Source organism: Spirosoma aerolatum, assembly GCF_002056795.1.
GTDB classification, from domain to species: Bacteria; Bacteroidota; Bacteroidia; order Cytophagales; family Spirosomataceae; genus Spirosoma; species Spirosoma aerolatum.
This window is the reverse complement of record NZ_CP020104.1, coordinates 1,965,528-1,989,153: the sequence shown is the minus strand read 5'-3', so window position 1 is coordinate 1,989,153 and position 23,626 is coordinate 1,965,528. Positions and strand designations below refer to the sequence as shown.

Annotated in this window: 19 protein-coding genes; 8 read left to right on the top strand and 11 right to left on the bottom strand. The window is 48.1% G+C overall.

Annotation, left to right across the window (positions count from 1 at the left end; all coding sequences use genetic code 11):
• The first annotated feature begins 142 nt into the window (after nucleotides 1-142).
• A complete protein-coding gene (locus B5M13_RS07960; protein WP_080055169.1) occupies nucleotides 143-976 on the top strand; it encodes a M48 family metallopeptidase in 834 nt (277 codons plus the stop codon).
• 79 nt (nucleotides 977-1,055) lie between these two features.
• Here the strand turns inward: B5M13_RS07960 and sucC are convergent, their stop codons facing one another.
• Nucleotides 1,056-2,273, bottom strand: coding sequence for an ADP-forming succinate--CoA ligase subunit beta (gene sucC / locus B5M13_RS07955; RefSeq protein WP_020600112.1), 1,218 nt, complete (start codon nucleotides 2,271-2,273; stop codon nucleotides 1,056-1,058).
• 148 nt (nucleotides 2,274-2,421) lie between these two features.
• On the opposite strand from sucC, the gene B5M13_RS07950 reads away from it, so the two are divergent.
• Both B5M13_RS07950 and B5M13_RS07945 read left to right on the top strand, forming a co-directional pair.
• Nucleotides 2,422-3,081, top strand: a complete 660-nt coding sequence (locus B5M13_RS07950) for an ABC transporter ATP-binding protein (RefSeq protein WP_080055168.1) — start codon at nucleotides 2,422-2,424, stop codon at nucleotides 3,079-3,081.
• Between the two features lie 90 nt (nucleotides 3,082-3,171).
• On the top strand, nucleotides 3,172-6,894 hold the full coding sequence (locus B5M13_RS07945) for an RICIN domain-containing protein (protein WP_080055167.1): 3,723 nt from the start codon (nucleotides 3,172-3,174) through the stop codon (nucleotides 6,892-6,894).
• A gap of 305 nt (nucleotides 6,895-7,199) precedes the next feature.
• On the opposite strand, the gene B5M13_RS07940 is transcribed toward B5M13_RS07945, so the two are convergent.
• From B5M13_RS07940 to B5M13_RS07930, 3 genes are all read right to left on the bottom strand, one after another.
• Nucleotides 7,200-7,622, bottom strand: coding sequence for a DoxX family protein (locus B5M13_RS07940; RefSeq protein WP_080055166.1), 423 nt, complete (start codon nucleotides 7,620-7,622; stop codon nucleotides 7,200-7,202).
• Nucleotides 7,623-7,745: 123 nt separating this feature from the next.
• Entirely contained in the window at nucleotides 7,746-9,383 is a 1,638-nt protein-coding gene (gene groL / locus B5M13_RS07935) for a chaperonin GroEL (RefSeq protein WP_080055165.1), read from the bottom strand.
• A gap of 115 nt (nucleotides 9,384-9,498) precedes the next feature.
• Nucleotides 9,499-9,795, bottom strand: coding sequence for a co-chaperone GroES (locus B5M13_RS07930; RefSeq protein ID WP_020600117.1), 297 nt, complete (start codon nucleotides 9,793-9,795; stop codon nucleotides 9,499-9,501).
• Nucleotides 9,796-10,052: 257 nt separating this feature from the next.
• Here B5M13_RS07930 and B5M13_RS07925 point away from each other — a divergent pair, with 257 nt between their 5' ends.
• Entirely contained in the window at nucleotides 10,053-10,760 is a 708-nt protein-coding gene (locus tag B5M13_RS07925; protein ID WP_080055164.1) for a hypothetical protein, read from the top strand.
• Nucleotides 10,761-10,824: 64 nt separating this feature from the next.
• Here the strand turns inward: B5M13_RS07925 and secG are convergent, their stop codons facing one another.
• The 6 genes from secG to tamL form a co-directional block, all read right to left on the bottom strand.
• Nucleotides 10,825-11,217, bottom strand: a complete 393-nt coding sequence (gene secG, locus B5M13_RS07920) for a preprotein translocase subunit SecG (RefSeq protein WP_080055163.1) — start codon at nucleotides 11,215-11,217, stop codon at nucleotides 10,825-10,827.
• 71 nt (nucleotides 11,218-11,288) lie between these two features.
• On the bottom strand, nucleotides 11,289-12,113 hold the full coding sequence (locus B5M13_RS07915) for a hypothetical protein (RefSeq protein ID WP_080055162.1): 825 nt from the start codon (nucleotides 12,111-12,113) through the stop codon (nucleotides 11,289-11,291).
• 84 nt (nucleotides 12,114-12,197) lie between these two features.
• Entirely contained in the window at nucleotides 12,198-12,662 is a 465-nt protein-coding gene (gene lptE, locus B5M13_RS07910; RefSeq protein WP_317046987.1) for an LPS assembly lipoprotein LptE, read from the bottom strand.
• 91 nt (nucleotides 12,663-12,753) lie between these two features.
• Nucleotides 12,754-14,112 carry a sigma-54 interaction domain-containing protein gene (locus B5M13_RS07905; protein ID WP_080055160.1) on the bottom strand — a complete coding sequence of 453 codons (1,359 nt, stop codon included), beginning with the start codon at nucleotides 14,110-14,112 and terminating at the stop codon, nucleotides 12,754-12,756.
• Nucleotides 14,113-14,191: 79 nt separating this feature from the next.
• Entirely contained in the window at nucleotides 14,192-15,664 is a 1,473-nt protein-coding gene (gene miaB / locus B5M13_RS07900; RefSeq protein ID WP_080055159.1) for a tRNA (N6-isopentenyl adenosine(37)-C2)-methylthiotransferase MiaB, read from the bottom strand.
• Between the two features lie 183 nt (nucleotides 15,665-15,847).
• Nucleotides 15,848-18,532, bottom strand: a complete 2,685-nt coding sequence (tamL, locus tag B5M13_RS07895) for a translocation and assembly module lipoprotein TamL (protein ID WP_245859845.1) — start codon at nucleotides 18,530-18,532, stop codon at nucleotides 15,848-15,850.
• On the opposite strand from tamL, the gene B5M13_RS07890 reads away from it, so the two are divergent.
• From B5M13_RS07890 to treZ, 4 genes are all read left to right on the top strand, one after another.
• A complete protein-coding gene (locus tag B5M13_RS07890; protein ID WP_080055157.1) occupies nucleotides 18,531-19,283 on the top strand; it encodes a TrmH family RNA methyltransferase in 753 nt (250 codons plus the stop codon). The genes tamL and B5M13_RS07890 overlap by 2 nt on opposite strands.
• Nucleotides 19,284-19,508: 225 nt before the next feature.
• Nucleotides 19,509-19,670 carry a hypothetical protein gene (locus B5M13_RS33365; protein WP_155297211.1) on the top strand — a complete coding sequence of 54 codons (162 nt, stop codon included), beginning with the start codon at nucleotides 19,509-19,511 and terminating at the stop codon, nucleotides 19,668-19,670.
• Between the two features lie 277 nt (nucleotides 19,671-19,947).
• Nucleotides 19,948-21,561: an alpha-amylase family glycosyl hydrolase gene (locus tag B5M13_RS07880; RefSeq protein WP_080055155.1), complete on the top strand. Its 1,614-nt coding sequence runs from the start codon at nucleotides 19,948-19,950 to the stop codon at nucleotides 21,559-21,561.
• Between the two features lie 11 nt (nucleotides 21,562-21,572).
• Nucleotides 21,573-23,432, top strand: a complete 1,860-nt coding sequence (gene treZ / locus B5M13_RS07875; RefSeq protein ID WP_080055154.1) for a malto-oligosyltrehalose trehalohydrolase — start codon at nucleotides 21,573-21,575, stop codon at nucleotides 23,430-23,432.
• 27 nt (nucleotides 23,433-23,459) lie between these two features.
• Here the strand turns inward: treZ and B5M13_RS33360 are convergent, their stop codons facing one another.
• Nucleotides 23,460-23,615: a hypothetical protein gene (locus B5M13_RS33360; protein ID WP_155297210.1), complete on the bottom strand. Its 156-nt coding sequence runs from the start codon at nucleotides 23,613-23,615 to the stop codon at nucleotides 23,460-23,462.
• Nucleotides 23,616-23,626: the final 11 nt, after the last annotated feature.

The window sequence follows — 23,626 nt, the reverse complement described above, 5'->3', positions numbered from 1 at the left end:
AGTAGGTTTAAACCAAGAAGAATATCGCAAATCTAACGACTAAAGAGGGGTAGACCACATGAATGGGCAGAAAATTTGAACAATTCCAGTACCTTACCAGTCTTATTACGTCAGAATGTCATCTACCATTAAACACACACAAATGAAAAAAGTATTGATTCTTATGCTATCGCTTGCTTTCGCGGTTGCGGCCTGCGAAAAAGTACCGTTAACCGGGCGAAAGCAATTGATTCTGGTTCCTCCCAGCGATATGCTGGCGATGAGCTTCACGCAGTATAAAGCGTTTCTGGACACGAGCCGAGTGGTTCCTACCTCAAACAATGATGCCGAAATGGTAACCCGTGTAGGTAACCGTATTCGTCAGGCTGTGGAGAGCTATATGAACAGCAACGGCTATTCAAAGCGACTCGAAGGTTTTCAGTGGGAATACCATCTGGTACAAAGTAGCCAGGTTAATGCCTGGTGTATGCCCGGCGGTAAGATTGTTGTGTATTCAGGCATTTTACCATATACACAGAATGAAGCAGGTTTGGCTACTGTACTAGGCCACGAAGTATCTCACGCCATAGCCGAACACGGAAACGAACGGATGAGTGAAGGACTGATTGCCAACGGTCTGTTGCAGGCTGGCCAGGTAGCTACCGGAATTGCCACCTCTGCCAGAAGCCCACAAACACAAGCGCTGTTTCAGCAGGCATTTGGTGTAGTGGGGCCTTTGGCTTATCAGTATGGCCGTGGTCTTCCGCATAGCCGCAATCAGGAGTCAGAGGCTGACCACCTGGGATTGATTTTTATGTCGATGGCGGGTTACAACCCGGCAGAAGCCATTACATTCTGGCAGCGCATGGCTAAGGCCAGTGGCGGAAAAGCTCCGGCCGAATTTTTCTCTGATCACCCTTCCGATTCACGTCGGATTGCAGATCTGCAAAAATTATTGCCCGAGGCTCAGAAGTTTTATGCCAGCGCCCGTCGCTAGCCAACAACCATCAAACATAAACAGAAAAGCCGGAGCACAAACTCCGGCTTTTCTGTTTGGACGTTTTATACAATGAATCTTACAGTGCCGAAACAACCTGCCGAACTTTCTCGGCGGCTTCTTTCAACTCTACAGCCGATTGCACTTTCAGGCCAGACTCATCAATAATTTTAGCACCTTCGGCCGCGTTAGTTCCCTGCAACCGAACAATAATGGGGACAGGAATATCGCCAATCGCTTTGTAAGCTTCTACCACACCCGTTGCTACACGGTCGCAGCGAACGATACCGCCAAAGATATTGATCAGAATAGCTTTCACATTCGGATCTTTCAAGATGATTCGGAAACCGGCTTCCACCGTTTTAGCATTGGCGCCACCGCCTACGTCCAGGAAGTTGGCAGGCTCACCACCCGATAATTTAATGATGTCCATCGTTGCCATAGCCAGCCCTGCGCCATTTACCATACAACCTACGTTACCGTCGAGTTTCACATAGTTCAGGTCATTGGCTGAGGCTTCTACTTCGAGCGGGTCCTCTTCGGTGATGTCACGCAGATTAGCCAAATCGGGATGGCGATACAGTGCGTTATCGTCCAGATTAACCTTTGCATCGACAGCCAGAATCTTATTATCCGATGTTTTCAGAACGGGGTTGATTTCAAACATCGATGCGTCGGTATCGACATACGCCTTGTAGAGCGAGGTCACGAATTTGACCATCTCTTTGAAGGCCTCCCCCGACAAACCCAAGCCAAACGCTACTTTTCGTGCCTGGAACGGCTGTAAACCAACAGCTGGGTCGATCCACTCTTTCACGATTTTCTCGGGAGTTTTCTCAGCCACTTCTTCAATGTCCATTCCACCTTCGGTACTGGCCATGATCACGTTGCAGGCTTTGCTCCGATCGAGCAGGATGCTGATGTACATTTCTTTCGGCTCCGACGCTCCTGGATAGAAGACATCCTGTGCCACCAGAACCTTATTTACTTTTTTCCCTTCAGGTCCGGTTTGGTGCGTAACGAGTACATTACCAATGAGATTTTTGGCAATGTCGCGTACCTCATCGACCGATTTCGCTAAGGCTACCCCACGCTGTTCGCTGCCGACAACTTTGCCCTTACCACGTCCACCTGCGTGGATCTGCGATTTTACGACGACAAACTTGGAATTCGTCTGCGCCATAATCTGCTTAGCGGCTTCCACCGCTTTTTCGGGCGACTCAGCAACGATGCCTTCCTGGATGCGGACACCGTATTTTTTGAGAATTTCTTTACCCTGATACTCGTGTATATTCATGACAACTGCAACAAGGAGGATTGGAAATCGTATTTTTGCGTGGCAAGTTAACAATAAAAAGAGTTTTCAGTTTTCAGTTTTCGGTTTTCAGTTCAAAAAGAGCGCATAACCACCAACTGAAAACCGAAAACTGAAAACTGAAAACCTCGTGTCGCTTCTTCATACCACCAATATCCGCCGGAACTATAAAAATCTGGCTGTACTGAAAGGAATAGATATACGCATTGAGCCGGGCGAAATCGTTTCGATAGTAGGGGCATCGGGAGCTGGCAAAACCACCCTCCTGCAAATTCTTGGTACACTCGACCGACCCGACACGGGCGAACTCATCCTCGATGGGCAAAATGTGTTTAATCTGAATGACCGCAAACTGGCTCAGTTTAGGAACGAGCGGATTGGCTTTGTCTTTCAGTTCAATAATCTTCTGCCTGAGTTTACCGCCCTCGAAAATGTCTGCTTGCCCGGATTCATTGCCGGAAAAGACGAAAAGCAGGTGCGCGAACGAGCCAATGAGTTGCTGGGCCGATTAGGGCTTCGTGACCGGCAATCTCATTTCCCGTCTCAAATGTCGGGTGGAGAGCAACAACGGGTAGCCGTAGCAAGGGCCTTAATTAATCAGCCAGCCATTGTTTTTGCCGACGAACCCAGCGGTAATCTCGATTCGCGGAATGCCGAAGAACTACATCAGTTATTTTTCCAACTGCGGGATGAATTCGGGCAAACCTTCGTCATCGTTACTCACAACGAACATTTAGCTGACCTTGCCGACCGGAAATTAACCATTCGCGACGGCGTGGTGCTTACGTAATACGATTCAAATTCCTAGTAAAACGTAGTTTAATGGCCTGTTGCGGGTCGTTTGCATTGCCATACCCATAAGTGAATTTGTATTTGACGAATGACTACCTTCCTCATTGGCAATCGCCTGTCTGGCCGATTCGCCTTTTCTTTGATTATAGGTCTGCTTATCCAAGCAACTGAATCGCTTGCTCAGCTCCCCGCAGGATTCCACAACAACTTAGTACAGAGCGGCTATGCTACGCCCATGGGCACTGTTTTCTCTGCCGATGCCAAACAACTTTTCGTCTGGGATAAAGCAGGGCGTGTCTGGGTTTCGACCTGGAACGGAACGAAATATGTTAAGCAAACAACAGCCCTGCTGGATATTAGTCCAGAAGTTGGTAACTGGCGTGATTTTGGCCTGTTAAGCCTGTGCCTCGATCCAAACTTTGCCACCAACGGTCTGATCTACCTGCTTTATGTGGTCGACCGTCATCACCTACTCCATTTTGGAACGTCTTCATATAGCGATACCAAAGATGAGTATTTCAATGCCACCATTAGCCGGATCAGCCGGTACAAAGTAAACACAACCAATGACGGGCTATTGGCCGATTTGACCAGCCGCAAAGTACTTTTGGGGGAAAGTCAATCGACAGGTATTCCACTTACACACGAATCGCACGCAGTGGGTACGCTTTTATTTGGCCATGATGGCACACTACTCGTGTCAACTGGCGACAATGCCAGTTATATCAGCGCCGATCTGGGTAGTTCGTCAGAAACTTATTGGCAAACCGCCATTAATGACGGGATTCTGCGTGCAAACGAAAACGTAGGTGCTTTTCGGGCTCAGATGCCCACCTCTCTCTGCGGCAAAATTCTGCGTCTCGATCCCAATACAGGCGATGGCGTACCCGGCAATCCCTTCTATATTCCCGCAAATTCTCGTTCAGCAGCTTCACGCGTCTGGACGTTAGGGTTACGAAATCCTTACCGAATGAGTTTGCAACCCGGCACGGGAAGTACCAAAGCAGTTGACGGCAATCCCGGTGTTCTGCTCGTAGGTGACGTAGGCTGGAACAACTGGGAAGAAATGCACATTATCCGGCAAGGGGGTGAAAATGCCGGCTGGCCTATATATGAGGGAATTCTGGAAAATAGTGTTTATGCTCTGGCTGCCCAAACGATCGAAAACAAAGACGAACCGAATCCATCCAACACCTGTGCCAACCCTTTTCTAACCTTTGCAGACCTGTTGAAACAGGCCTCTGAAGAAACTGCTACGGTTGTAAACCCCTGTAGTGGATTGCCGTTGCCAAGCCTACAGCGTCGCTATAGGCATAGTGTACCTGCCCTAGACTGGAATCATGCAGCCAGTATAGCTCGTGTACCGAAGCTTACCGCTTTCTCTACCACGACGGTCTTGATTGGTGCAACGGACTCCCCCGTAACGGGAAAGCCTTTCAACGGAAACTGCTCGACTGGGGGCACTTATTATTCAGGAACCGTATATCCGGCAACCTATCGTAATCGTTACTACTTCGCCGACTATGGTGCCAACTGGATAAAAGCGGCAAGCCTGGGTACAGTAGGTGATATCACCTCGGTTAAAGAATTTGTCCCGACGGGAGGTACGAATGGCATAGTGGATATTGAATTCAATCCGCTGGACGGTGCTCTCTATTTTACAAATATCAATTCAGGGGAGATTCGCAAAATTACATATGCAACAAATCGCCCCCCATCAGCGGTTATATCGGTCGATAAACTTACCGGAACTAGCCCTTTAACCATACAATTCAAGGGGGATGATTCTACGGACCCCGACGACGATGCCTTAGTTTACACCTGGAATTTCGGAGATGGCAGTGCGTCAACACTCGCCAATCCAAGTCATACGTTCTCGTCAACCGGTACGCAGAGTTTTACAGCCCACTTGACAGTAACTGATCCCGAAGGTCTGTCATCAGAACAGCAACTTATCATTGCGCTGAAAAACGCAGCTCCAACGGCAAAAATCACGAGCCCAATTACGAACAGTTCCTTTCCATCCAATAAAGCGAGCAATTACCCATTAAAAGCCGCTATTACCGACGAATCGGTCAGTACTCTGACGTATACATGGCAGGTTATGTTACGACGTAATAACCAACAACAGGTTGTATCGACAATAACCGAAGCTTCACCGACTATATCACTCACGCCGGTTGGCTGCGATACCGAAGCCTTTTACCTTATAAAACTTACTGTTACGGATAAAGAAGGTTTGTCGGCTAGTGATTCGGTAAATCTTTACCCGGATTGCGGTTGGTTTACACTTGCCGTACAGAATTTTAAAGCTACTATGTCAGGACCCTCCAGCGCCAGTCTGACCTGGACCGCTCCGATAGCGCCCTTCGATGAAGTACTGATTGCCGTTCGAACAGGCAATGGTTTCTCCGTCCGTCCATCAGGAATCGACTATACCGCCAACCCTGACCTTCTGGGGAACAGTTCGGTCCTTGAAGGAGGTAAAATTGTTTACCGAGGAATGACCACTTCAGCAATTATCACGAACTTAAGCCCACAAACAACCTATTATTTTCGAGCCTTTACACGAAAAGATACGACCTGGTCGAGGGGTGTTGAGGTAAGTATAACCACAGGTGTAGCCTCTTCCACCCTATCCCAATTCGATCCCACTTTATGTTATAAACTAACGAACCGAATTAGTGGAAATGCGCTGGCAGTCGAGTCTGGTGCAATTACAGACGGAGCTCCGGTGCGACAACGACTCTTTGCTGATCAAGCCTGGCAAAAATGGAAGTTTCAATCCCTCGGATCGAATACATATCAGCTCATCGCCTTGCACAGTAATCAAGCCCTTTCGGTTGAAAACGCGTCAACCCAAGACTGGGCAGGCATCGTTCAGAATATTCGGACAACTGCTGCTAATCAGAAATGGATTATTCAGACAGGAAATGATGGCTATTCAACGCTTAAAGCCGTACATTCTAATAAGCTGCTGGACATAGCCAATCAGAATGACGGCGGAATGGTTATTCAATATGCCGCTAGCGGCTCGTATGTACAGTACTGGAAAATTGAAGCAACTGGCTGCTCTAATATGGCCTCTCCAGCTTCAACGACGCTCTGCTATAAAGTAACCAATCGAGTGAGTGGGAAAGTACTGGCAGTAGAAAATGGAGCAACGGCCAGCGGAGCTGTAGTACGTCAGCAAACGTATGCCAATCAACTCTGGCAAAAGTGGGAACTCCGCCCAGGCGACGACCCAAATGCCTATCAACTGGCGGCTGTTCATAATGGCCAGGTGCTTACCGTTAAAGGTGGGTCTTTACAGGATCGGGCCACTATCGTTCAGGATACCACTAGTAACGCAAATCACCAGAAGTGGATCATTCAAACGAATTCCGATGGTTATTCAACGCTCAAAGCCGTACATTCTAACAAGCTGCTGGATATAGTCAATCAGGACGAAGACGGAATGGTTATCCAATATACATTCAGCGGCTCTTATGTGCAGTATTGGAAGCTAGAGTCGGTGGGTTGCGCAACGAACAGTGGACGAATCGGAGCTGATTTTGACAACACACTCACTCTATTTCCAAATCCGGCAAAGGAGTATCTGGACATTGATGTGTCTATTGCAGAGCCTACTGTTCTAAGGATGGAAGTCTACAACACAGTGGGGCAGAAAGTTCATACAGATAACGTTTCACTTGAAAAATCAACCATTCATCGCATGAGCTTACCGAACTTGCCGAATGGCATCTATGTTATCCAAGTAAAGGCTGGTTTTAAATGGCAACTGACCAGACGATTTATCATTAGCCAGTAAGGCTGGGCGAGCTAGTCTTGCTAATCCATTTGCCGATGACTTTTTTTGAGTAATATAAGTATTAATAGCCAAGTATTAATGCTCAAAAAATTTATTTATTGGATTCATTATCAAGCAACTAGACAAATGGCAAAAAAAAAGTTGAGCTAAGTATATTTGTTTTTGCTAATTTTGTTTTATAATTGTGTCGAAAAGAAAAGTTTTTCATAACGTTGAGTAAATCAGAAAGCCAAGAGAGAGTCTCGCTTGGCTTTTTTGTTTTTTATATATACTAAAAGAGAAATCAATGGCCGATTACACGTTATTTAATTACGCTGACCTTTTCCAAATAACAGGGCATCAGCGCTCCATTTCCCCCCGCCAGTAACCAGAAATACCAACGCCAGCATTACAAACAGAAACGGGTGCTGATCTTCGTACCAGAATTTTCCGTGTCCTATAATAAACGTAATATATAGCATGGTACCTATCGTAATCAGACATCCCACTCTCGTCAGAAGCCCTAGTGTAAGCAAAATTCCGGCAATCAATTCAGAGCCTTTGCCCAAATAAACCATAAATAAAGGAGAAGCCGATTGTTTGAAGGTCTCCCAGGCAGCATAGGCCTTCATCTGGGCTGGATTAAAGACTTCCCATCCATGGTAAACCAGTTGTAACCCTACAGCGATTCGTACCAGCGCCAAGCCATCCTCCTGCCAGAATCCTCCAGCCGCAAAAAACTTTCTCATATCATTGTCCAGTGAATGGGCTAATTAAGCAAAAAATAAAACGCCCCCAATCGTTCGATTGAGGGCGCTTCTATAAAATCCAGGAAATCTGTTAACTCGCAAAAATCCCGGTTCAGACTGGTATTACATCATACCGCCCATGCCACCTGGGTGACCATGCCCAGCGCCACCAGCCGGAGCCTCTTCTGGCTCATCAGCAATAACGCATTCGGTAGTCAGCAACAGACCGGCGATCGACGCTGCGTTTTCCAGTGCCAGACGGGTCACTTTTTTCGGATCAATGATACCAGCAGCAAACAGGTCTTCGTAGCTATCATTCTTGGCGTTGTAACCAAAGCCACCTTCACCTTCTTTTACTTTGTTCACTACTACCGATCCTTCGCCACCTGCATTGGCAACAATCGTCCGAAGCGGAGATTCGAGTGCCTGGCGGATGATGCTGATACCGGTTTTTTCGTCTTCGTTCGATGCTTTCACATTGTCCAGAGCAGGGATAGCACGGATCAGCGCAATACCGCCACCCGTTACGATACCTTCTTCAACAGCAGCACGGGTTGCGTGCAGGGCATCGTCAACGCGATCTTTCTTCTCCTTCATTTCTACTTCGGTAGCAGCACCGATGTAGAGGATAGCAACACCACCCGACAGTTTGGCCAGACGCTCCTGCAATTTCTCGCGGTCGTAGTCCGATGTGGTGTTTTCGATTTGTACTTTAATCTGGTTAACACGACCTGTGATATCGTCTTTGTGGCCAACTCCATTCACAACAGTTGTGTTGTCTTTGTCAATCAGCACTTTTTCAGCCTGTCCCAGATATTCAATCGAAGCGTTTTCGAGTTTGAAGCCACGCTCTTCGCTGATCACCTGACCACCGGTCAGAATAGCGATATCTTCCAGCATTGCTTTCCGACGATCGCCGAAACCAGGAGCTTTAACAGCAGCTACTTTCAGAGCACCACGGATTTTGTTCAGTACCAGGGTTGCCAGCGCTTCCCCGTCTACATCTTCAGCAATGATCAACAGAGGACGGCCGGTTTGAGCTACTTGCTCCAGAACGGGCAGCAACTCTTTCATCGACGATACTTTCTTCTCGGTAATCAGGATGAACGGACGATCCAGTTCAACTTCCATCTTATCGGTGTTGGTCACGAAGTAAGCCGATAGGTAACCCCGATCAAACTGCATACCTTCTACGGTTTTTACTTCCGTTTCGGTACCACGAGCTTCTTCAACTGTGATTACACCTTCTTTACCCACTTTCTTCATGGCTTCGGCAATCATCGTACCGATTTCCTCGTCGTGGTTAGCCGAGATGGTAGCTACCTGCTCGATTTTATCGAAATCATCACCGATCGTTTGCGATTGCTCGGTCAGATTGGCAACAACAGCCGAAACAGCTTTATCGATACCACGCTTCAGGTCCATTGGGTTCGCACCGGCAGCTACGTTTTTCGCGCCGATCGAATAGATCGCCTGCGCCAGTACGGTAGCCGTTGTGGTACCATCACCAGCCGAATCAGCGGTTTTCGAAGCAACTTCTTTTACTAACTGAGCGCCCATGTTTTCCATGGCGTCTTTCAGTTCAATTTCTTTAGCCACCGTTACACCATCTTTGGTGATCGCGGGCGACCCAAATTTTTTGTCCAGAATAACGTTACGGCCTTTAGGACCCAGAGTTACCTTCACCGCATCGGCGAGAGTGTCGACGCCCTTCTTAATGCGTTCGCGGGCTTCGGTATCAAAAAATATTTTCTTAGCCATTTTTTTAAAGAATGAATAATGAACAATGTAGAATGGATAATGTCATCTGCTCATGTACAGATCGGTTGTACATTACACCGCACGGGCGGCCCGATTAAACATTATTCATTTGAGATTAAAGGATTGCGAAAATGTCGGATTCACGCATGATAAGATACTCTTTGCCATCAACGGTAATTTCTGTACCGGCATATTTGCCATACAATACCGTATCGCCCACCTGAACCGTCAGCGGCTCATCTTTCTTACCTGCGCCAACGGCAACGACCGTACCACGCTGGGGTTTTTCCTTTGCGGTATCGGGAATGATAATACCAAAGGAGGTTTTTTCTTCGGCCGGTGCGGCTTCGATCAGCACTCGGTCGGCCAGCGGTTTCACGTTCACTTTAACGCTTTCCGTTTCTGCTACCATGATAATGAGTTGATTAAGGTTTTTTAAACTGTTTGTGTACTGATTTTAGTTACACGACGTTCTGGACCCGCCAATTACTGTGCCAACCCGATCAGACTGTCAAATTTTCAGTTTTAAGACTGACATACTGCCATTTGCCTTATTCATTAAACTTTCTTCGGTAATTGAAGTCTATTTAGCAAACAGAATTTGGCTTTTTAGCGAATACTGGCTAAATTAACCAAGTCATTTACCCGCCAAATGACCGTTTTTTGCTTATGAAAAAGTTGCAATCTGACTGGTTTACACAAAATTGGATCGATGCCGAATACCAAAAATATGTCGTGATGGCATACTTACAGGGTGTTCAACAGAACTTTGCCGAGCATAAACTTTGCCCCGATTTACCCGAACTACGCGACCACTACAATGAAGGTCTTCGTTTTACGAGGGGCAAAGGTACGTTAAATGGGGCGTTCCCCAAGCGCGTCAGTCGAATAAGTGGACCCCCACCCCGAATCGAATACAAATCCGAGGTAACGGACCCTGCCTTTATGGCGGAGTTAGATGCGATTATGGAATTTGCTTTGCCCCGATTCCAGGCCATGCTGACAGAAGGACATCAACGCTGGGCAGATATAGCGCAATCGCTTACCCTGGTCCCAGTAGGTTTATTACCGCTTCGTCCGGAAGAAGGTTATTTGCTGCTACACGCCACTAGCAACACTGAAATGCAGGTGTATTACTTCGCCGTAACACTTTATTCAGAGAACGAACCAGGTGGTCGACTGGTGCAATTACGTCAGGTTGATGTGGTGACGAAAAGCCTGGCCAACACCTTCGAAAACATCAAGCTTAATCTCATTCGCCGTCATCAGCATTTACCCAACCCAGCAACTTTCATTCTGGAAAGTAAACGTTCTTACCCTGTTCAGGAGACACTACTGCCGATTGCCCGCCAGTTACTGGCCCAGGCAGCGGCCTAACCACAATTAAAAAGCCACTCTCATTGAAAGAGTGGCTTTTTAATACGTGTACGACTGGTCTCTATTACTTCTGCGGAGTTAAAGCCGACGTAGAAGCTCCCGGCGACTGAGCCCCTGGAACAGCCTGACTTGGTGCGGCACCATTAGCAGCACTGGGAGCCGCGGCTCCTGGCAGGGTTTGAGTTTGCGCCCGGTCAACGTTTGCGCTATTGATAGTGGCGGTCTGTGTACGATCAACCATGATGTACGAAGCCAGGGTCAAAACCATCACCCCGATACCCAATCCCCAGGTGATTTGCTCAAGCAAATCGGTCGTCTTTTTAACGCCCATCAGTTGGTTTGATCCCAATCCACCAAATTCACCGGCTAGTCCGCCCCCTTTCGAGTTCTGAATCAGAACGATAAGAATCAGCAGTACGGTGAGAATACAAATAAGAATAACAAGTGCCGTTACCATGAAAAAAGATGCTTACTCTGTTTAGTTAATGCGTTTCTGAATTGGAGTGATCAAAAATCGTTCCTCTATGGCTACTGACGGCTCTCCAATTCACTAATTTTTGCCGCAAAGTACGCCTTTTTTTCTGGATTCTTCACCATCAGCTTCTTATACATTTCACGGGCTTTGTCAATTTTTCCTTGTTTCTCTAATATTTTGGCGAAACTCTCCGTCACCAATCCTCCGCCAACCGTTTTATTTCGCTTCGTCAAATCTTCCTGTTCGTTCGATTCGCTCAGCTTTCCTCGCACCGAAATTCGGGAAATACTAGGCTCATTCTTGATAAAACTCTCGATCAGATCGAATTGACGCTGTCGCTCCAGATCGGCAGCCGACGGTTCAGGGTGTTCGTCTTCAACAGGTTCAGCTATTTGTACAAGTTCATGTTGCAGACTCGTCTCAGCTAATGTCGGATCTTCAGGCAATGGTTTGGTATCGATCCGATCGGCTTCGCCTGGTGCAGTCAGACGTAATAGCGTTAATTTTGGAAAACCGTTGCTCAGCCCCGCTTTCGACTTGAAGATTGCATAACTTTCCTGCTGATAATCGTCGGGGATGGGAACGTGTTTTGCCGACAGCTCATTCAGCTTCGACAACAGGTTTTCGGACCACTGGAATTCGTTTTCGATCAACTTACGCAACGCATTACGGCTTAGTGCATGGGCCGCTGCCTGACGCACAAATGAGATAGCCTGTCCCCGTTGGTGTACGGAGGCAGCCTTAGCCGTTAAGGTATATAATGATTGGCAATAAGGGTACGCTGCCAGACTTTCCTGTAACTGCGCAAAGTCAGTTGCAGACAAATCGTCGGGATGGGTAACCCAGTAAGAAAAGGTTTCTTTATCGAGCGAAAGCAAGGAAAATACTAGTTATGGGTACAACTTACGATTTGCGAAAGTACGGCTTCAAGCCTAATTCGTAAAGCGTAATCCCTATTTTTTTTACCAGTCAGCAGCCGTCTTATTGAAAATATCGAGGACGATCTGATCCAGAATTTTGGGCACTAAACGGCTCTCGTTCTGGCTCAGCGTTTGGCCCTGAGGGAAGTCCTGGTAAAATGAAAATGACTGCTCAAAGTTTTTGGTTTCATCTTTATTATTGTAGAATCGAACCAGTACGGTGATTTGCAGCCGGTTAACACCCGCCTGGTCCTGAGCAGTTGGCGCTACAGCCAACAGGTCGTAGCCTGTAATATTTCCTTCCAGGACTATATCGCCATTGGCAGGTACTACCTTCAGATTGGTGTACCGTTGATAATACTCCTTCAGCTTTTCGTTGAATGTAAGCGGTAAGTTGGCCGGTCCACCGGCTGTTGCCAGTACAAAATTGTTTACAGTTACTGTCTTAATATCGGGCGAGAGTGTAGAACCTGTGAAGGAATAAACGCCACATGAGGTAATGAACACTGAACACTGAATAATGAATAATGGGTATAGCAGCAACCGAAGCCTCCTGTTGACATCCTTCATTATCCATTTTTCATTATCCATTACGAACTCACTCTTCATCAATCTCATACTGCTTAATTTTCCGGTATAACGTCCGCTCGGAAATACCGAGCGCCTGAGCGGCATACTTTCGCTTGTTATTGTTACGCCGAAGGGCTTTAAGGATCATTTCCTTTTCCTGTCGTTCCAACGACAACGAGTCGTCTTCTTCCGTTTCATGCGTAACATCTTCTACTTCGGTCAGATCATTGATATCGCCATTGACATCATCAAAAATCTGTACGGGCGGATGACTGCCATAGGTTTCGGAAGGAGGTGGCACATCAGGCCGGGTGGCTCCGTTGGTGGCAGGCAGAAAACGGGTTATTCCCATGTCGCCAGCCGGGCGTGCGTCGCCATCAGGAATAATCGAATCGAACAGGTCTTTGTGGGTGTGCAAAATCTGCCGACCATCCTGTTCACTGCCCAGCATATCCCGAACCAGTTTTTTTAGCTCGTTCATATCCCGGCGCATATCGAACAGCACTTTGTATAGCAACTCGCGTTCGGAGAAATTCTCGCTATTGCCTCCATACGCCTGCGGAAACAAGGCCAGCGTTCGGCTTGGCTGTTGGGAGCTTGGCAGGTATTTGGCCAGTGTATCGGCCTCAATAGGTTTGTTCTGTTCTGATTCGAGGATAGAAATCTGTTCAGCGATATTTTTCAACTGACGGATATTCCCCGGAAACGGAAACGACATCAATACCTGTTTGGCTCCTTCGGTCAATTGCAGGGGTTTTATTCGATAACGCTCCGCAAAATCGGTTGTGAACTTGCGAAAAAGCAGCTCAATGTCGGAACCCCGTTCGCGCAGGGGTGGCACATAAATGGGCACGGTATTGAGTCGATAATATAAATCTTCCCGAAATTTTCCTTTTTCAACCGCGTCCATCAGGTTCACGTTAGTAGCCGCCACCACCCGAACATCGGTCTTCTGGGTTTTGGATGAACCTACCCGAATAAACTCCCCATTTTCCAGCACCCGTAGCAACCGGGCCTGGGTACCGAGTGGCATTTCACCGATTTCATCCAGGAAAATTGTTCCGCCATTTGTTGTTTCGAAGTATCCCTTCCGCGAATCGACAGCGCCGGTAAATGAGCCCTTTTCGTGTCCAAACAATTCCGAATCGATGGTACCTTCGGGAATAGCCCCACAGTTGATGGCAATAAATTGGCCATGTTTACGAGCACTCAGGCTGTGGATAATCTTTGAAAACGACTCTTTCCCACTCCCGCTCTCGCCCGTAATAAGCACCGTCAGGTCAGTCGCAGCTACCTGCATAGCCACGTTGATGGCGTAGTTTAGCGCAGGAGCGTTCCCAATAATGCCAAAGCGTTGCTTAACCGACTGTATTTCCTGATTGTTCATATAAATGTCATTTACTGTCACTAATAGTCAACAGGCAGTCATTCGTTGCCGATACAAGCTCATGACCATCTAATGACAATCAATGACTAACTACCTGGCCAAGCAACGTTGCCGAGGTACATTCGGTCACTAATACATTGACGTACTGGCCTTTCTGATGATCCCCTTTTGGAAATACGACCATTTTGTTCTGGTCATTCCGGCCGCACAGAAACTCATCGGAGCGTTTGGATGGACCTTCGATCAGTACACGTTGCACCTGACCAATATGCCGCTGATTCCGTTCGGCCGAGTGCTCCAACTGACGGGCGATAATTTCATTGAGCCGACGCTTTTTCACCTCTTCAGGAATGTCGTCGGTGTACTTTTTAGCAGCCAGTGTACCCGGCCGCTCCGAGTAGGCAAACATATACGCGTAATCGTACCGCACATAGTCCATGAGCGTTAGCGACTCCTGGTGTTCCTCTTCGGTTTCGGTACAGAAGCCCGAAATCATATCGGTCGAAATACCACAATCCTCGCCCAGAATCTCGCGAATCCGGTCGATCTTACCGATATACCAGGGGCGATCGTATGTACGGTTCATCAGCCGCAGCACCCGGCTGTTGCCACTTTGGGCAGGCAGGTGAATGTACTTACAGATGTTTTCGTAGCGGGCCATAGTATGTAGCACATCATCCGTAATATCCTTGGGGTGCGACGTTGAGAACCGAACCCGCAAATCAGGGTGAATCTGTGCCACCATTTCGAGGAGGTTGGCAAACGTGACCAAAGGCTGGGGACTCGGTACTTGGGGAATGGCGTTAGCGGCTACTTGCTCCTCGCTCCCGGCTACCTGCCACTTATAACTATCCACGTTCTGGCCGAGTAGCGTCACTTCGCGGTACCCCTGATCGAAAAGCTCCTGTGCTTCCCGAACGATACTATGTGGATCACGGCTGCGTTCGCGCCCACGAGTAAACGGTACCACGCAGAAACTGCACATATTATCGCACCCCCGCATAATTGAAACAAAAGCCGTAACACCATTGGAATTCAGGCGAATGGGCGAAATATCAGCATAGGTTTCCTCGCGAGACAGAAACACATTGACGGCTTTCTGGCCCGATTCGGCTTCTTCTACCAGTTTCGGAATATCGCGGTAGGCATCAGGGCCAGCCACAATATCGACCACTTTTTCTTCTTCCAGTAGCTTGGTTTTCAACCGTTCGGCCATGCAGCCCAGCATACCCACCAGCAATTCAGGTTTCTGTCGTTTAAGACCCGTCAGATGCTTGAGTCGGTTACGAACTTTCTGCTCAGCATTGTCCCGAATGGCACAGGTATTCAAAAAGATCAGATCAGCTTCTTCGGCCGACGAGGTAGTAGCAAAACCGGCGTTCCGCATCACGGCGGCTACGATTTCACTATCGGCGAAGTTCATCTGGCAACCGTAGCTTTCGATATACAGTCGTTTTTTACCCACTGCCAGTTCCTCTTCAGACGTACGGGGTAAATCAATCTGTTCTTTATCAGCTGGTTGAAGTATAGTAAGTTCAGTAATCTGTGTCATTGCTCGTCGGTAGTCGATACCCGTAGATGGCTAATCGCCAGTTCCTGACAGCCTTTTTTTACGATTTGGCGACTCTTTTTTACAAAATTAAGAAGTTTGCCCTGAAAATCCTGTCATTTTGGCAGAAAGTAGCCGTTAAATTCTGTTAACAACCTGGTCGATAGCGTCGTTCAGGTCCCTGACTTAAAACGGATAACCAACGCCGAAATTGATTACCAGCGGATTAGGTCCGCTCGACAATTTAGCCAACGAGAACTTTGGAAGGATAAAAGCTCCGCCCCCTTCGGCTTCACTCAAATTTAACCGGGCAGGGTCCCACACTTTAATGCCACCATCCAGCCGAATCACGAAAAAAGAAAAGTCGATCCGTAACCCTACCCCCGTACCGACAGCAATTTGCGGAATAAACGAATCGAATTGAAAGGTAGAACCTGCACGAGGCTGGTCGGCGGTAGCCGAACGGCTTCTAAACGCCCATACGTTGCCTGCATCGATGAAAACAGCCCCATTGATATCAGCTCCAAGGTGAAATAAACGTCCCCGAAGTTCGGCTGAGCCTTCAATCAGGATATTACCGGGTTGCTCGAATAAATATTTGAACTGCCCTGTTAAGGAATCGATGGCTGGTTTTGACGCATTTCCTGCCTGATACGGGAACGCGGAACCCGGCCCTAGCCTTCTGGGTAACCAAGCTCTAACACTATTGCTGCCACCAGCAAAGAATAGTTTTTCGTAAGGAACAGGGCCTCCTCCCGGTCCATATCCATAAGCGACCCCTGTATTGACCCGAAAAGCCAGCGTCGTTCGGGAACGAATCGGGATGTAATGCCGGTAATCAAGGCTCGCTCTCAAAAACTTATAGAGCTGAACACCAATACCCCCATTTTCTTCACTCCATCTAGCCACTGTCTTATCAGAAAAGAAATTGAGGGTGGTCCCACCTGACTCCAGAACCGTACGAAAGAAATTGGCCTGACGGTTCTGGCCAGGGGTATTCGTATTATAGGTATAAGCGAAACTAAAACTTGAACTCAGAGAGCGCCGAAAAAAGTTTAGATAAACAGTGCTTCCCTGGCTTCTTAAAGCTAGTAATTGATCGTAAAACGCCTGACTTATGACCTTATTTGTACCATCGCCAGCGTTGATCAGGTTAATATCCGCAATCAGAAAATTGAACTGTTTGGCAGGGGTCGTTTGCCAGTTATAGGCCATAGTGGCCCGAAGTAGTGACCGACGAAAGTCAGGGCGAAAGGTATTATTAAAGCTTAAGCTTACCTGAGTACGAGGGGCATAGGGTGTAAAGCGGAAGCGAAAGCGACCCGGTAATAAAATTTGCGGAAAAATCAGTGAGCTGCTAACCCCTAACTCCTGCGACGCATACACGACTTTGTTAAAATTATTCGGATCAGGCACAAAACCCGTCTGGGCTTCTACCCCATAGCGAACTGAGGTTTCCAACGTTTCCAATCCACCAAACAGATTACGCACCCGAAAAACCAGGCTTCCAAATCCACCTGGGTACCCTTGCCCCTGGTAGAAAAGCCCCGTGGCTCCCCCCTCGGCGGTAGCTTCGTATTTATCTAGGGGACTAGCTGTTACGAGCGCATGCAATCGGCGGTTGGTGGTATCCGTGAACGTAAGGTTGATGTATTTAAACTGATTCAGCATGAACAACTGCCGCTGCGTATCACGAAAGTTGGTCTGACTATAGAGTTGATTGGGGCGAAGCAGAATTTTTGATTCCAGCAGCCGTAGCGAAATGTCCTGACCGCTCAGCATGTAGCTAATCCCGTTTCGTTTCACCGTATCCAGCGAACTCATCATGGCGGGCTGTCCATTGGTGGCTAAATCGGCATTGGGGCTTATTTGAACATCTACATCGCCAATATGATAAATCGGATGCGACGACTTTCCGGGTGGATTCGCAATCAGAATGTCAACATCGACCGTACGGCGCGTCGAATCGCCAGGTTCAACGCCTGCCAAATACCGACGGGCATTACCCCGGCGAATGGTATCAACATCCGTAGCCCGGATATACTGACGTGAAAACGTGTAATAGCCCTGATCACGCAGCAACGATTCGATCCGAAGTCGCTCCCCCGACATATTATCGAAATCAAACCGTTCACCTACTTTCAGTTTTGACTGGTCGAATGACTGCCGTACAATCGAATCGACGCGAGGATCGGCAATCTGATAACTGATATTGCGTAGATAAAACCCTTCGTTTTCTCGAATCAGATAATTTACCCGAATCTGCGACCGACGAATCGTGTCGAGGGTGTAGCTGGTTTGGGCGTTGAAGAACCCTTTGTCCGATAAGTACTTCTGCATTTTAGCCGTATTGGCCTTGGCATCCGCTTCGGCAAAATAAGACGGGGGTTCGCCAAGGCTCCGCATCAGCCAGTTCCCCTCTTCGGCTTTCAGACGAAGGCGTTTTAGTTGGCGGCCATATTGTTTATTCAGTTTTTTTAGCGCCTTCGGTTGGTCGGCTAGTTGCTGGCTTTGCTGTTCAAATTCATTAGTTTTGGCCTCCAACTCCTGAACAGCCTTTTCACGATTGTATCGGCGTAGGCCCAGTTGATAAAACCAGAGGGGTGGCGTAATGGGTAACCCCAGCACCCGCCGATTTGGCTTCTGGGGAATCAGACTTTCGAGATTTTCGCGGGAAATAATCCGGTTGCCTTTTACCGTTTGAGCCGTCAGGATATATTGATTGATACCCAGCCGCTTGGTACTCAGGCAACTGGACAGTGAAATGGCGATCAGAAGTACGCTTATTCGTGATGTATGATGTATGGTGTATGATGTATAGCTAGCCAACCCATCATACATCCTACATCCTATATCATACATCTTTTTCATGCTTTCCAAAAATCAGCTTAAATACATACAGTCGCTGCACCAGAAAAAATACCGGCAACAACACGGGGCCTTTCTGGTCGAAGGTGCCAAGAGCGTTCAGGAGGTTCTACAATCAACCTTCCAGACCGAACTGGTAATAGCGACCGAAGCATTTTACAAAGAAAACGCTCACCTTACAGATCGCCAACGAACAACCGTCGAAATCGTTTCCGAAGCGGAGTTGACCCGTGCCGGAACCCTCGAAAGTAATAATGCGGCCCTGGCTGTGGTCAGAACGAAAGAGAACCGCCCCCTATTGGCTCAACCAGACGAAATTGCCCTGATTTTGGACGACATCCGCGACCCTGGCAATCTAGGTACTATTCTTCGCATTGCCGACTGGTACGGCGTTCGAAAAATTCTATGCTCCGAAACAACCGCCGACGTCTATAATCCGAAAGTCATTTCGGCCAGTAAAGGCTCCTTTACCCGAGTAAACTGGTGGTATGGCAATGTGGTTCAGGTACTCGCCCAATCGGCTGGTGCCGTACCCGTTTATGGTGCCTTTCTGAATGGCGCTGATGTGCATACGCTCCCGTTTGCAAAATCCGGTTATCTGGTGATGGGCAATGAGTCGAACGGCATCGGGTCCGATGTTGCCCGGTACATAACACAGCCCGTTACCATTCCGCGCTATGGAGACGCCGAATCCTTGAACGTTGGTATTGCCACAGCCGTCTTATTGGACAATATCCGGCGGGTTACGGCGTAACTGTAACATTCTGCGATATGGCCTTGGTGTGATCTCAGGAGGTCTCACCAAGGCGTAAAACTGACTTTTTATCCGGACTGATGCGTTTGCGGATTAGTTCGATTCCTGACTACGGATAACATCCTGTAGCTTATAAAACTGTTCCTGTGTCAAGCCGGACGTCAATGAATCTATGTAGGCTTCTGTTTGAAGTAGATAATTAACCTTGACAGGCTCCCAGTGCTGATGAATAAACTGACAGTGAATTTCGACCAGAAATCGATTCCAATAAAAGAGATTAATACGGTGATCGGGTTTATTCAGTACGCCAATAAAGACTCCGTTAAAGTGTATATCCAAAAGGATATCTGGATGTATTGCAACGTTAAGTTGATCAATTATCATTAGAAATGTATCGTATAAGTATAGTATTTAGCAGTAGACCCCTGACTCACCAGCTCCGTTTAAAGAATGAAAAAATAATGATACACACCTGTTTATTCATTCGCGAGTTGTCTTGTCTCTGGCCATTTCCGGTCGCCACTTCCTCGATTTTTGGGTTTAATCAACCCAGTTAGGCAAACAAAAAGAGCTTTCTCGTCATTTAAATAGGCATAGTAGTCAGAAGTCGCATCCGACGATTCGTTAGACGGTCAGCGGCACTCATTAGTAACGACTCAATACTATGAACGAACGTAGTTCAGGATATATATGGTGGCAGGGGGGAATTATTTATCAAATTTATCCACGATCCTTTCAAGACAGTAATGGTGATGGCATTGGTGATCTTCTGGGTATCCTGAAACGACTGGATTACCTACAGGGACTGGGCGTAACAGCTATATGGCTTTCGCCCATCTACCCATCCCCAATGGCCGATTTCGGCTACGACATTGCCGACTATCAGAACATCGATTCCATTTTTGGTTCACTAAACGATTTCGATGAATTACTCTCTGGTGTACACAGCCGGGGTATGAAATTGGTTCTGGATCTTGTTCCCAACCATACATCGAGCCAACACCCTTGGTTTCTCGAATCCCGCTCATCGCGCGATAATCCGAAACGGGACTGGTATATCTGGCATGATAGCAAATCCGATGGGTCGGAGCCTAACAACTGGCTCAGCGTTTTCGGCGGAAGCGCCTGGGAATGGGACGTGGCAACCGGGCAGTATTATTACCATGCTTTTCTGAAGGAGCAACCTGACCTAAACTGGCGAAATCCGGCAGTTCAGGAAGCTATGCTAAATGTTATGCGGTTCTGGCTGGACAAAGGGGTTGATGGATTCCGGGTAGATGTGATGTGGCACATGATCAAGGATAAAAACCTGCGCGATAACCCCGTCAATCCCGACTATCAGTCCCATATGGCGACGTATGAGCAACTGTTGCCTGTTTACTCTACCGACCAGCCAGAAGTTCATGACATCGTAGTAAAAATGCGGCAGGTCATCGACTCCTATCCGGAGCGGCTGTTGATTGGCGAAATATACCTCCCTATTCATCAGCTAGTTACCTATTACGGCATCGATGGCAATGGAGCGCACCTGCCCTTCAATTTTCAACTGTTAACCCTCCCCTGGAATGCACAGACAATTGCGGCTACTATCGACCAGTATGAAGGCCTTTTGCCCAAGGGCGGCTGGCCCAACTGGGTGCTGGGCAACCACGATCAGCCCCGCATTACGAGCCGGGTAGGTATCGAACAGGCCAGAGTTGCTGCCTTGTTGCTGCTAACCCTACGCGGTACGCCAACTATCTATTATGGCGAAGAAATCGGAATGCGCGATGTGCCGATTCCCTTCGATGAAGTGCAGGACCCGCAGGGACTGAACATGCCGGATAAAAACTTAAGCCGTGACCCTGCCCGAACGCCCATGCAGTGGAATAAAACCACCAATGCAGGCTTTACAGAAGGTAAGCCCTGGTTACGGGTGGCCCGTAATTTCGATAGGGAAAACGTTTGGCGGCAGGAAACAGACCCGTTTTCTATGCTTTCGTTCTATAAACGGCTGATCAGTCTCCGACAACAGGAGCCAGCCTTGATGGTTGGCGACTACGTGCCCGTTTATGCCACCTCACAGCTCATCACGTATATCCGGCAACTGGAAGGCCATCCACGTTTCCTTATTCTACTGAACCTTAGCCATCGACCTGCTTATTTTAACGCCAAAGACAATCCACTAAAAGGCATTGTCGCAATTGCCACAGTACCCGAATGGGAAGGAGCTGAGGTAGCCGACAGCATCAGCCTCGGTGGCGACGAAGGCTTATTAATACGCTTACTTGACGAGTAACTTACTAACGCATGAAACCAATTGGAGCAACGTATACCGGTAATGGGCGCTGTGTATTTACAGTATGGGCACCCAAATGTAAATCCGTAACCCTGCATATTGTACACCCCCAACAACGAGAGTTGCCTATGTTATGTGATGAATGGGGATACTTCAAACTGGAAGTTGAGGATATTGAACCGGGCACCCGATACATGTACAGGCTAGACGACCAGGGCGAATTTGCAGACCCAGCCTCACATTTCCAGCCCAATGGCGTTCACGGCCCATCGGAGGTTATTGATCACTCAGCCTATCGATGGCAGGATGAGGGCTGGCGTGGCTTACCTTTTCATGACCTTATTTTGTATCAGATTCATGTGGGTACGTTCACCCCCGAGGGTACGTTTGACGCCATCATTCCCCGACTCGATGACTTGGCCGATCTGGGTGTAAATGCCCTGCAATTGTTGCCTGTCTGTCAGTTTCCGGGCGAGCGCAACTGGGGCTACGATGGGGTATATCCCTATTCGGTTCAGGAATCCTATGGCGGACCAACCGGGCTAAAAAAACTGGTCGATGCCTGCCATGCACGTGGACTGGCCATTTTTCTGGACGTTGTGTATAATCACTTAGGGCCGGAAGGCAACTACCTCACCCAGTTTGGTCCTTACTTCACGGATAAATACCACACCCCCTGGGGCAACGCCATCAACTTTGACCGCGAATGGTCGGATGGTGTGCGCGACTACGTGTCAAACAACCCATTGTTCTGGTTTGAGCAGTACCATGTCGATGGGTTGCGCTTCGATGCCATTCATGAAGTATTTGACATGGGGGCCGTTCATATCTGGGAACTGACGCACAGCAAGGTAGCTTATCTGGAAGAACGACTCGGCCGGGCGCTTTATCTGGTGGCGGAATCAGACCTGAACAACCCACGCGTGGTCAAATCACCCGATGCAGGCGGGTATGGTTTTGATGCCCAGTGGCTCGACGATTTCCACCATGCGTTGCATGTACTGATCCATAAACCTGGACGCCAGCGGTATCATGATTTCGGCCGAATGGAGCAGCTTGCCAAAGCCTATACCGATGGTTTCGTAGCGAGTGGCGACTATGCAGCCTTTCGCAAACGGAAATTTGGTCGTTCTTCAGCAGGTATTCCCGGCGATCGGTTCGTTGTTTTCAACCTCAATCATGATCAGGTCGGCAATTTGCTCGGCACCGAACGGCTATCGCTCCTGGTCGATTTTGATCGTCAGAAAGTGGCTGCGGCTGCCCTGTTGCTGTCACCCTATGTTCCCATGCTGTTCATGGGTGAAGAATACGCCGACGAATCTCCTTTTTATTACTTTGTGAGCCATACCGATCCCGACTTACTCAACGCCGTCCGCGAAGGTCGTAAGAATGATTTCAAAGCCTTTATTGGCGATGCCGAACTCCCCGACCCTGCCGACGAAGGCACGTTTGTACAGTCGAAAATACAATGGCCTACCCGAACCGAAGGACGGCATGCTACTATGCTGGCTTGGCACAAACGATTGATCGAACTACGGCAATCGATACCTGCCTTGCGGAATGTGAGTAAGAACGATATTCGGGTTACTGTACTTGGGCAATCAGGCTTTGTGCTACACCGCCAAACCGTTGATGGCCAACAGCACGTGACCATTCTGTTCAATTTCTCGGAAGAGGTTATTTCCTATGCCCTACCCAGCTGGGTTACGCAGTGGGATAAACAACTGGATTCGAAAGAAGCCAAATGGCAGGAAACCAACCCGACAGATATTACCCTATTGCCCGGCCAACTAGCCCCTGGTCAACAAGTTAATCTGGCTCCCTGGAGTGTTTCCCTGTATACAGGCCGACTATCGCGCGAATGGCAATAACGCGAAAAAGCGTTGCGTCAGAGTTGGTTAGCAGAGTTTTCTTTTCTTCATTCGGATGGCGATGCCGCTGCCGATCCACAGAATGACGCTACGGTTCAGAAGGTTAACCTGTAACGGCAACTCATTGGTCATGATACCATCTGCCTGTTCATCAATCAGCGGCCCTTGCAGCACTCGATACATGGTTAGACAGG